Annotated in this window: 10 protein-coding genes; 6 read left to right on the forward strand and 4 right to left on the reverse strand. The window is 67.1% G+C overall.

What is annotated here, in order from left to right; translation table 11 throughout:
* Window positions 1-430: 430 nt before the first annotated feature.
* From HU751_RS12365 to HU751_RS12375, 3 genes are all read right to left on the reverse strand, one after another.
* Window positions 431-1,861 (reverse strand): aldehyde dehydrogenase family protein, encoded by a 1,431-nt coding sequence (locus tag HU751_RS12365; protein ID WP_186735421.1) that lies wholly within the window; start codon window positions 1,859-1,861, stop codon window positions 431-433.
* Between the two features lie 13 nt (window positions 1,862-1,874).
* Complete coding sequence (locus tag HU751_RS12370; protein WP_186735423.1) at window positions 1,875-3,374, reverse strand: purine-cytosine permease family protein; 1,500 nt, start codon at window positions 3,372-3,374, stop codon at window positions 1,875-1,877.
* Between the two features lie 87 nt (window positions 3,375-3,461).
* Window positions 3,462-3,851, reverse strand: coding sequence for a YybH family protein (locus HU751_RS12375; protein ID WP_186735425.1), 390 nt, complete (start codon window positions 3,849-3,851; stop codon window positions 3,462-3,464).
* Between the two features lie 443 nt (window positions 3,852-4,294).
* Here HU751_RS12375 and HU751_RS12380 point away from each other — a divergent pair, with 443 nt between their 5' ends.
* The 6 genes from HU751_RS12380 to HU751_RS12405 are packed head-to-tail and all read left to right on the forward strand — an operon-like array spanning window position 4,295 to window position 9,973.
* A complete protein-coding gene (locus HU751_RS12380; RefSeq protein ID WP_186735427.1) occupies window positions 4,295-4,984 on the forward strand; it encodes a hydrolase in 690 nt (229 codons plus the stop codon).
* A gap of 36 nt (window positions 4,985-5,020) precedes the next feature.
* A complete protein-coding gene (gene ycaC / locus HU751_RS12385) occupies window positions 5,021-5,641 on the forward strand; it encodes an isochorismate family cysteine hydrolase YcaC (protein ID WP_186735430.1) in 621 nt (206 codons plus the stop codon).
* 60 nt (window positions 5,642-5,701) lie between these two features.
* On the forward strand, window positions 5,702-7,858 hold the full coding sequence (locus HU751_RS12390; RefSeq protein WP_186735432.1) for an FUSC family protein: 2,157 nt from the start codon (window positions 5,702-5,704) through the stop codon (window positions 7,856-7,858).
* Window positions 7,848-8,054: a DUF1656 domain-containing protein gene (locus tag HU751_RS12395; RefSeq protein WP_186735434.1), complete on the forward strand. Its 207-nt coding sequence runs from the start codon at window positions 7,848-7,850 to the stop codon at window positions 8,052-8,054. Before HU751_RS12390 ends, HU751_RS12395 begins: the two co-directional genes overlap by 11 nt.
* 9 nt (window positions 8,055-8,063) lie before the next feature.
* A complete protein-coding gene (locus HU751_RS12400) occupies window positions 8,064-9,008 on the forward strand; it encodes an HlyD family secretion protein (protein WP_096050255.1) in 945 nt (314 codons plus the stop codon).
* A 38-nt stretch (window positions 9,009-9,046) separates the two neighbouring features.
* On the forward strand, window positions 9,047-9,973 hold the full coding sequence (locus HU751_RS12405; protein ID WP_186735467.1) for a LysR substrate-binding domain-containing protein: 927 nt from the start codon (window positions 9,047-9,049) through the stop codon (window positions 9,971-9,973).
* Here the strand turns inward: HU751_RS12405 and HU751_RS12410 are convergent.
* The gene (locus HU751_RS12410; protein ID WP_186735437.1) at window positions 9,951-11,120 is read right to left on the reverse strand and encodes an MFS transporter; all 1,170 of its coding nucleotides are present in this window, start codon (window positions 11,118-11,120) and stop codon (window positions 9,951-9,953) included. The genes HU751_RS12405 and HU751_RS12410 overlap by 23 nt on opposite strands.
* Window positions 11,121-11,228 lie beyond the last annotated feature (108 nt).

Consider the following 11,228-nt stretch of genomic DNA (forward strand, 5'->3'; position numbering starts at 1 on the left):
GGGAGCGGGCTTGACCCTCGATGGGAATGGAGGGCTGGGCTTTCGAGGATACTAAAGACTGTCGCGTGCCGGCGCCCAGGTGTACGACGTTTGTTTTGAGGCGCTTACGAGATCGAGCGCCGCCCGCGCGGCGCATCGCGACGCAAGGCCACTCCTACATCTGTTTCGGGCCAGTCAATCCTGTGCCATTACCGGGTCCGCCTTGTTGGTACGACGCGGTTTCAGTGTAGGCACCACTGGCGCCTCACCTGTCTCAAGACAGGCACCAAGGCGGGCAACCATGGCCTGACAGGTTCGGCACGTTGCAACAAATGTAGGAGCGGCCTTGCGTCGCGATGCGCCGCGCGGGCGGCGCTCGATCTTGCAGGCGCTGCAAGGCTGCCGTCGAACACCTGCCAGCCTCACGCGCCCTGTGAAAGGGCTCAGCTACTCACCCCAAACACCGCGTCACATGCTTCACCGACTGATACCCCGAAAGCCCCCAAGGCCCAAGCTCTCGCCCAATCCCGCTGCCCTTGGTCCCGCCCCACGAGGTCTCGACGAACACCGCCTGCACCGAGTTGATCCACACATGCCCCACCTCCAGCGCATCGGCCACGCGCTCGGCGCGCTCCAGGTCAGCGGAGCAGACGGTGGCCACCAGGCCGAAGCGGCTGTCGTTGGCCTGGGCGATGGCTTCGGATTCACTGCCGAAGCGCCGCGCGCACAGCACCGGGCCGAAGATCTCCTCGCTCCACAGGCGGCTGCTCACCGGCACATCCACGTACAGCGTCGGGCTGACGAACCAGCCGTCGCGGTCCAGCGCCTTGCCGCCGGCCAGGCACTTCAAGCCCTCTTCGCGGGCGGTGGCGAAATAGCCGGCGACCTTGAGCCACTGCGCCTGGCTGGTCAGCGGCCCCATGTCCACTTCTTCCGCCAGCGGGTTGCCCACGCGCAAGGCTTCCAGCGCCGCCTGCAAGCGCGGCAGCAGGGCGTCGGCGATGCCGTCCTGCACCAGCAGGCGCGAGGTGGCCGAGCACATTTGCCCGGCGTTCCAGGTGATGCCGGCGACGATCCACTCCACGGCCTGGTCGACATCGCAATCGTCGAACACCACGATGGCCGACTTGCCGCCCAGCTCCAGCGTCACCGGGCGGCACTGGGCTGCGGCGGCGCGCATCACCTGGCTGCCGACGCCGTTGCTGCCGGTGAACGACAGCTTGTCCAGGCCATTGTGACCACTCAGGGCGGCGCCGGTCTCGGCCTTGCCGCCCACGATGTTCAGCACGCCGGCCGGCAGGCCCAGCACCTCGGCGATCTGGCCGTAGGTCTGCTCGATCAGCGGGGTGACTTCGGAGGGCTTGAGCACCACCGTGCAGCCGGCCGCCAGGGCTGGAGCGAGCTTCCAGGCGCTGGTCACCAGCGGGAAGTTCCACGGCACGATCAGGCCGACCACGCCCACCGGCTCCAGGCGGGTGCGGGCAGTGAAGCCCGGCGCGGCCAGGGGCACGTCGCGGTTCTTCGCCGGCAGTTGCTCGGCGAGGTCGGCGTAGTAGGCGAAGGTGGCGATGGCGTCGTCCAGGTCGATTTCGGCCTCGTGGCGCGGCTTGCCGTTGTTGCGCATCTGCAGGGCGATCAGTTCGTCGCGGCGCTGGCCAAGCTGTTCGGCGAAGCCGCGCAGGTAGGTGGCGCGCTCGGCGGCGCTGACCGTTTTCCACGATGCCAGGGCGCGACGCGCGGCGGCCACGGCCTGGTCGACCTGGGCGCTGCTGGCGGCCATCAGTTCGGCGAACGGCTGGCCGTCGGACGGGTTGTGCACAACGATGCAGTCGCTGCCCTGGCCTTCGACCCAGCGGCCGTCGATGTAGTGAGGTGTGGTCATGGTCGGATTCCAGTCAGGCCATTTCGGCAGTGGTCACGGGCTTTACGGGCGTGCTTTTGCAACGCACCCAGCGCGGGCCTTGTGGGCCGTACACGCCAGTGGGTTCAGGGAACAGGTTGAGCAGGATCAGGTACAGCACGGCGGCGATGCCGAGGGTCACCGGCAGGCTCAGGTCGATACCGCCGGCCAGCTCGCCCAGCGGGCCGACGAACTGCCCCGGCAGGTTGACGAAGCACAGGCCGATGGCCGCGCTAGGGATCCACGCACCCATGCCGCGCCAGTTCCAGCCATAGTCGAACCAGTAGTGGCCGCCTTGCTGGCCACGGGTGAACACTTGCAGGTCGTCGGCATGGTAGAAGCCGCGGCGGGTGATCAGGCCGAGGATCATGATCACCATCCACGGGCTTGTGCAGGTGATGATCAGCACGGCGAAGGTCGACACGCTCTGCACCAGGTTGAAGGTGAAGCGGCCGACGAAGATGAAGCCGATGGCCAGCACGCCGATCAGCAGGGTGGCGGCGGCGCGGCTGAGCAGGCGCGGGAACACGCTGGACATGTCCAGGCCGGTGCCGTACAGCGCCGTGGTGCCGGTGGACATGCCGCCGATCACCGCGATCAGGCACACCGGCAGGAAGAACCAGCCCGGCGAGATCGCCAGCAGGCCGCCGACGTAGTTGTTGGCGGCGATGTAGTCCGGTGCCTGGCTGGCCACCAGGGTGGCGGTGCACAGGCCGAACAGGAACGGGATCAGCGTGGCGGCCTGGGCCAGGATCACTGCCAGCATGATGCGCGACTTGGCGGTTTCGCGCGGGATATAGCGCGACCAGTCGCCAAGGAAGGCGCCGAACGACACCGGGTTGCTCATGGCCAAAATCGCCGCGCCGACGAACGCCGCCCAGAAGCCGGCCTGGCCGAGGTTGACGCTGCCGGCGTAGCCCGCGTCGAAGGGCCCGGCGAAGGCGAAGATGCCCAGCAGGAACAGCAGGCTCGAGGCCCACACGGCGATCTTGTTGACCCACAGCATGAAGCGAAAACCAAAGATGCACACCACCAGCACCAGCACCGCGAACAGGCCGTAGGCCAGGCCCAGGGTGAGGTCGGTTTCCGGCAGGCCGACCAGGCGCTTGGCGCCGCCGACCAGGGCATCGCCCGAGCTCCACACCGACAGCGAGAAGAACGCCACGGCGGTCAGCAGCGACAGGAACGAGCCGACGATGCGCCCGTGCACGCCGAAGTGGGCGCCGGACGATACCGCGTTGTTGGTGCCGTTGAGCGCGCCGAACAGGCCCATCGGCGCAAGGATCAGCGCGCCCACGCCGACGCCGAGCAAAATCGCCCAGACGCCGGCCTGGAATGACAGCCCGAACAGCACCGGGAAGCTGCCCAGCACGGCGGTGGCGAAGGTATTGGCGCCGCCGAAGATCAGGCGGAACAGGTCCAGCGGGGCGGCGTCGCGTTGATCGTCGGGGATCTGTTCGACGCCATTGGTCTCGATACCGGTCGAGTGGCTCATGGTGATGCTCCAGCGCGAATGTTGTCGGCCGTCGGGCGGCCTTGTTGTGGGTGCGATGGCAGTGCGGCAGGGCCGCTTGAAAGGGAATCAGGCCGGCGAGATGACCGACAGGTGCTCGTGGCAGGCCAACCAGCGTTCGCCGTGCAGGCGGAAGACGATGGTCTCGCGTTCGTTCAGGTCGAGGGTTTCGCCAGCGACGCGCAGGCGCGTGGCCACATCGTGCATGAAGATCGCCACGTCGCCCTGCAGGCTCATCTGCGCGTTGCTCGACTCACAGCCGAGCACGGCGAATCCGTCCGCCTGCCAGCTCGCCCAGAGATCTTCATAGGCGCGGCGAGACAGCAGCGGTTGCGGCACGGTGTGGAAAAGGAAGGTGGCGTCTTCGCTGAAGCAGGCGAAGTAGCGGGCGGTGTCGTTGCTGGCGAAGGCGGCGACGAGGTCGGCGGCGGCCTGCCGTACCTGGAGTGTCTGGTCCACGGGAGTGGCCTCACGGTTTATTGTGATTGTTGGTGAAGCGATTCTGGTGGGGGCGGGCGGGGGGAAAAATCGCTGTGGGCAAATAATCAGTTCAGGAAATCGTGAACCAATGGGCTGACCGACCAAGTAACCGACCAAGTAGCGCTACTAAAAATTGCCGATCCATCAGGCTGGTGATTGGGGGCAGGCACTTCATCATCGTTCCCCCAGCGCAACTCTGAGGGTTCACCCATGGGCCTACCGATCTGCGTCTCTCCTCTCTACCGTTAGCCCTGTCGCCCGCCTGGCCCCAGGCCGCACGGGCATTTGCCACGGCCCGCCGACTGACGGTCGCTTCGTTCAGCCAGCGTTGCCTACTCTCATAGTCCCCACTGTGGATGTGTGGGGCGCGGCCCGACCGCAGCGGCCAGGATGGCCTGTTCTCACACCAAGAGGAGAGAACGATGAGCAATTTCTCGCAAGTCGCCAACTTCGAAGGCCAGGTGCCACGCATCGACCCCAACAACGCCACCATGCTGCTGATCGACCACCAGAGCGGCCTGTTCCAGACGGTCAAGGACATGCCCATGACCGAGCTGCGGGCCAATGCCATCACCCTGGCCAAGGTCGCCAGCCTGGCGAAGATCCCGGTCATCACCACCGCCTCGGTACCCCAGGGCCCCAACGGCCCGTTGATCCCGGAAATCCACGAGGCCGCGCCACATGCGCAATACGTGGCCCGCAAGGGTGAGATCAACGCCTGGGACAACCCCGAGTTCGTCGCCGCGGTGAAGGCCACCGGACGCAAGCAACTGATCATTGCCGGCACCATCACCAGCGTGTGCATGGCTTTTCCCAGCATCAGCGCGGTTGCCGCTGGCTACCAGGTGTTCGCTGTCATCGACGCGTCAGGCACCTACTCCAAGATGGCTCAGGAAGTGACCCTGGCGCGGGTGGTCCAGGCCGGCGTGGTGCCGATGGACACCGCCGCCGTCTGCTCCGAGGTGCAGCGTACCTGGAACCGTCCGGACGCCGCCCAGTGGGCCGAGGCCTACAGCGCGGTGTTCCCGCACTATCAACTGCTGATCGAGAGCTACGCCAAGGCCCAGGCCGTCGTCACCGGTCATGAGCAACTAGACTCGCAACGCGACTGACTCTGGCTGTTTCCCATCCAAGCAAGGAGATCCACCATGGCATTCCAATACAAGCGTCTGGACAAGAACAACGCCGCGGTACTGCTGGTCGATCACCAGACCGGGCTGCTGTCGCTGGTGCGCGACATCGACCCGGACCGGTTCAAGAACAACGTGCTGGCGCTGTCCGACCTGGCCAAGTACTTCAAGCTGCCGACCATTCTCACCACCAGTTTCGAGACCGGTCCCAACGGCCCGCTGGTGCCCGAGCTCAAGGAGCAGTTCCCCGAGGCGCCCTACATCGCCCGCCCCGGCAACATCAACGCCTGGGACAACGAGGACTTCGTCAAGGCGGTGAAAGCCACTGGCAAGAAGCAGCTGATCATCGCCGGCGTGGTCACCGAGGTGTGCGTGGCCTTCCCGGCGCTGTCGGCGCTGGAGGAGGGCTTCGATGTGTTCGTGGTCACCGATGCCTCCGGCACCTTCAACGAGCTGACCCGCGACTCGGCCTGGCGTCGCATGGAGGCCGCCGGCGCGCAGTTGATGACCTGGTTCGGCGTGGCCTGCGAGCTGCACCGTGACTGGCGTAACGACATCGAAGGATTGGGCACGTTGTTCTCCAACCACATTCCCGACTACCGTAACCTGATGACCAGCTACAGCAAGCTGGCCAAGTGACGGTGTGTCCGGGCCCCGGTGGCGGGGCCCGGGCCCGTCCTGTCGGTTACGAGGTAATGGATGGCTCCACTGATTGCCTATTTCAGGCTTGCCCTGCGCCCCGGGCGCGATGTGCTGCTGTTCGCGCTGCGTACGGTGGTGGCGGGCCTGCTGTGTCTCTACCTGGCGTTCGTGTTCGACCTGGAACAACCGAAATGGGTGCTGATGACGGTGATCATCATCAGCCTGCCGCTGGCCGGCATGACCCTCAAGCGCAGCCTCGCGCAGGTGCTCGGCACGGTGGTCGGCGCGGCGGTGGCCGTGCTGCTGATGGCGTTGTTCGCGCAGATGCCGTACACCCTGCTGGTCAGCCTGGCGCTGTGGCTGGGGCTGTGCACCGCCGGTGGCACCTTGCTGCGCTATACCGATTCCCATGCCTTCGTGCTCAGCGGTTTTACCGCGGTGGTGGTGGCCATGCTGGCCGTACCCGAGCCCGAGGGCACCTTCATGCTGGCCGTTACACGGGTTACCGAGACCTTGCTGGCGGTGGCCTGCGTGGCCGTGGTCAGCCTGCTGAGCGCCCGTCCGCAGGCCGTGGCCAACAGCTATTTCGCCAAAGTCGACAGCCTGCTGAAACTGATCGCCCAGCATGCCGCCGAGGTGATCCGCACCGAAGAGGACGAGGCCGCATTCGGTCAGCGTCAGGCCCGGTTGATCGCCGAGGTCAGCGCGCTGGAAGGGTTGCGTCGGCACCTGTACTTCGATGCCCCGCACCTGCGCAGCGGTGATGGGCTGGTGCAACTGTTCGCCAACCAGCTGGTGCTGCTGGTTTCGCGACTGCTGGTGCTGCGTCAGCAGCGTGAGCTGATCAAGGCGCACTGGCAGGGGCCGCTGCCCGCGGATATCCAGCTGCTGCGCGACGCCGAACTGGCGAGCCTGGATGCGCTGGCGCGTGACGGTATGGCGCTCTCGGCAGCGGACCGCGAGGCCCTGCGCACCCTGCACAAGGGGTTCGATGACGCCGCCGACCGTGCGGAATTTCTCAATGAGCCACTGCCCCCGCACCTGCGCGCCCTGGCCTGGGCCTTGCGCTGGGAGCAGGCGCGCCTGCTGCAGCAACTGGACGAGCTGATCGAGCTGAACGAGGTCATCCAGCAGGGCCGTCTGGCCAGTTGTCCCCAGCAGCAGGGGCGCGCCAGCGCCTTGCACCTGGACTGGCCGCTGGCGGCGATGAACGCCGTGCGCGCCTGCCTGGCCCTGTTGCTGATCGGCGGGTTGTGGATCGAGAGCGCCTGGGATGGCGCGCGTTCGGCGGTGATCCTGATGGGCGTGATGTGTTCGCTGATGGCGACCTTGCCCCGACCGCTGCTGGCCAGCCAGAACTACAACCGCGGGCTGTTGGTGGGCATGGGCTTGTCCGCGCTCTATCAGTTCGCCCTGCTGCCGCTGTTCACCGACTTCGAGATGCTTGCCCTGTGCCTGGCACCGTTGCTGTACCTGGCGGCGGTCGGCCTGGCCAACCCGATGACCGCGGGGATCGGCATGGGCATCGGCCTGATCAGCCTGTTGATGATCGGGCCGCAGAATGTCGGGGCCTATCACAACAGCGATATCCAGTGGTTCGAGTTCGCCGGTGGCTACCTGGTAGCCGGGGTCCTGGCGATGGCCGTGTTCGCGCTGGTCTTTCCGTTCAATGCGCAGAAACGCATCGCCCGATTATTTCGCCAGACCCGTGAGGATGTGCGCCGCCAGGTGCTCGGGAACGGTTCGCTGGCCGGGCAGTTCGCCTTCGAGAGCCTGCTGCTTGATCGCCTGTCGGCGCTGATCGGTCTGTTGCCGGCCGCTGCGGACATGACCTCGCGCGAGCGTGTCGAGTGTGCGCTGGTGTGCCCGGCGCTGGCCATCGCCCTGGGCCAGGCGCGTGCCTTGTGCAACAGTGACCTGGCGTTGCCGGCGGCGACCCGGACACGCTTGCGGGAAAGCCTGCAGGGCGTCGCCGACTTCGTTGGTGGCCAGGGCGCGGTGGCGCTCGATCCGCTGTTGCGGGAACTGGACGACCAGGCGCAGTTGCTCGATGCCTTGCATGGCGCGCCAGGGCAGATGGGGCGTGACGTCTTGCGCCGACTGTTCATCCTGCGGGTGGCGCTGGCGGTGGCCGGGCAATTGCTGGCGCGTTATCGCCAGGTGCTGGAAGCTGAACGATCGCGGCTGTTGCCGGAGGTGGCCAATGCCCATTGACTTCGAGGTGGGCGGGGTCTACCTGCCGCCCATCGCCCAGGCGCTGCTGCTGGCGCTGCCGTTGTTTCTGCTGGTCGATGCCTTGTTGCGCCGGGTGGGCGTGCTGGCATTCACCTGGCATCCGGCGCTGTTCCAGGGTGCCTTGTACACCGCGATTTGCGCGGCCCTGTTGTTGTGGATGGGAGTGAGCAGGTAGATGTCGTCGATCAAGCCGCTGTTGTCGCGCAGCCTGACCCTGGTCATGCTGGCCGTTGCCATCGTGCTGGGCTGGCTGGCCTGGACGCACTATACCCAGGCGCCCTGGACCCGCGACGCACGGGTGCGGGCCGATGTGGTCACCCTGGCGGCGGAGGTCAGCGGCCGAATCGTCGCCCTGCCGGTGCGGGACAATCAGTTCGTGCACAAGGGCGACCTGCTGTTGCGCATCGACCCGGCGCGCTATGAACTGGCCGTGCTGCATGCCCGGCGCGCGGTCGAGGTGGCACGGGCAGCTCTGGGGCAGTCGCAGGCGAACATCGTCGCCAACCAGGCGTTGCTCAAGCAGCGGCGCAGCGAGGAACAGCGCCGTGGCAAGCTGCAGTCACTGTCGGCCATTTCCGCCGAGGAGTGGGAAAAGTCCAAGACTGATGTGGCTGTGGCCCAGGCCGACCTGCTGCGCGAGCAGTCCAGCCTCGGCCTGGCGCAAGCCAATGTGCAACTGGCCGAAGCCACGCTGGAACAGGCGCAACTTGACCTGCAGCGCACCGAGGTGCTGGCGCCGGTCAATGGTCATGTCACCAACCTGCTGACCCGCCAGGGCGACTTCGCGCAACCGGGCGCCGCATTGCTGGCGTTGGTGGACAGCGATTCGTTCCATGTCAGTGGCTACTTCGAGGAGACCAAGCTGCCGCGCATCGCCGTCGGCAGCCGGGCGCGCATCGTGTTGATGAATGGCCAGGCGTTGCAGGGCACGGTGGAGAGCATCGCCTACGCCATCACCGACCGTGAGAACCAGCCGGGCAACCGCCTGCTGGCCAACGTCAACCCGAACTACACCTGGGTCAAGCTGGCCCAGCGCGTGCCGGTACGCCTGCGCCTGGAGCCGCAGGATGCCGAGGCGCCTGCTTTGCGGGCCGGGACCACCGCCACTGTGACGATCCTCGAAGAATGACGGATGATGCAGCAGTGAGCCGTGGACGAGTGTTGCCGATGTTCGACCTGAACGACCTTTATCTCTATGCCAAGGTGGTGGAGCACGGTGGCTTCGCGCCCGCCGGGCGCATCCTTGGCCTGCCCAAGTCACGCCTCAGCCGGCGCGTGGCCAAGCTTGAGGAGCGCCTGGGTGTGCGCCTGATCCAGCGCTCCACGCGGCAGTTCCAGGTAACCGAGGTGGGGCTGGAGTATTACCGCCATTGCCTGGGCATGCTCGAACAGGCCGTCGCCGCCGAGGATGCGGTCGAACGCAACCGCGCCGAGCCCCGCGGCATCGTGCGTCTGGCCAGCAGCACCGCGTTGCTCGATTCGCGGCTGGCGCCGATGCTGGCGCGCTTCATGGCGCAATGCCCGGTGGTCGAACTGCTGGTAAAGAGCTACAACCGCCGGGTGGATGTGATCGGCGAGGGCTTTGACCTGGTGCTGAGCGTGCAGCACCAGCCACTGGAAAGCAGCGAGCTGGTGATGCGTCGCCTGGCCCCGAGCCGGCAGTGCCTGGTGGCTGCGCCGGGCCTGTTGGCCGAACACGGGCGCCCGCTGTCGCCGGAAGGGCTCCAGGTTCTGCCGAGCTTGAACTGGGGCGCCAACGTGCAGGACGCCTCCTGGATGCTGGTCGGGCCCGCAGGCGCCGAGGCTGCCGTGCGCCATCGACCCCGCGTGGTGTCGGACGACCTCGCGGTGCTGCGCGAGGCCGCCCTGGCCGGGGTGGGCGCGGTGCTGCTGCCCGAGGAGGCGGTGCGCGACGACCTGGCCGCCGGGCGATTGGTGCATGTCCTCGACGACTGGGCGCCACGGGAAGGGGAGGTGGTGGCGTTGTTCCCTTCCCGTCGCGGGTTGATGCCCGCGGTGCGCAAGCTGATCGACTACCTGGCCGATGCCTTCGAGCAGGAGCAGCAGGCCGCTACGCCGGTTCGCGCTCGCTGAAACCAGGCTCTGCGGGTGGGCGGGCCGACCAGAACGCCAGGCCTGCCGCCAACGCGGTCAGCGCGGCGCCGGCCCAGGGGGTGGCCGCCAGCGTCGCCCCGGTGATCACCACGCCGCCGATGGCCGAGCCCAGCCCGACACCGAGGTGCATGGCCGACATGTTCAGGCTCATGCCCGCCGGGAAGGTATCCGGGCCACGGGTCGCCAGGTAGCTCTGCACCACGGGCGAGGTGGTCCAGCTGAGCCCGCCCCAGAGCATCATCGCCGGCAGGAACAGCCAGGGCGTGCCGACGCTCAGGGGCAGTACCAGCAGGCTGGCGAGATAGAGCAGTGGCGCCAGGGCGATGGAGCGGCCGGCGCCGAGCCGGTCCGCCATCCAGCCGCCGACATAGCCGCCCGAGACGCCGGCGATTCCGAAGGCGGCGAACAGGGCGGCCAGCCATTGCACGGGGATGTCGGCGACCTGCCGGGCATAAGGCGCCAGGTAGGCGAACACCGTGAAGTGCCCGGCGATCATCAACAGCGACACACCCTGGGCGGCCACCAGGCGACTGTCGCGCAGATGGCGCAGGTAGCTGCCCAGGGCGATGCGTTCGCTGCTCTGCAGTTGCGGCAGTCCGCGCCAGGCCATCAGCAGCACCGCGATCGCCAGCAGGCTCAGGCCAGTGAACACCCCTCGCCAGCCCAGCACGTCGCATAGCAGCATTCCGGCGGGGACGCCCAGCACGAGTGAGCTGCAGATGCCCATGAAGATCACACCAATTGCACGGCCACGCAGGGCTTCGGGCACCAGGCGCGTGGCCATCAGGGTGCAGGTCAGGCAGGTGAGGGCGCTGGTCGTGGCCATGCCGATGCGGGCGAGCAGCAGCGCGGTATAGCCCGGCGCCAGGGCCGCGGCGAGGTTGCACAAGGCGAACAGGGCCAGGGTGATGCAGAGCAGTCGGCGCAACGGGAAACGGGTGGTCAGCAGGGGAGAGAAGGGGGCGGCGAGGGCGAAGCTCAGGGAGAAGACCGTGGTCAGTTGCCCGGCGATCCCCAGTGGGACCTGCAGGCCATCGGCCAGGGCCGGCAGGATGCCGACCGTGATGTTTTCCGCCATGCCCGTGGCGAATGTCGCCAGGGCCAGCAGCCAGATACGCGGGCTCATGTGTTGCCTCCGATAAACGGGCCGGCCAAGGTCCGGACCCATTTGTCCCGACGGTTGACCGGCAGTGGTCAGGTCCATCGGGTTTCGAGGCAGTGCTTCGGTTATCCC

The organism is Pseudomonas peradeniyensis, from assembly GCF_014268935.2.
Lineage (GTDB): Bacteria > Pseudomonadota > Gammaproteobacteria > Pseudomonadales > Pseudomonadaceae > Aquipseudomonas > Aquipseudomonas peradeniyensis.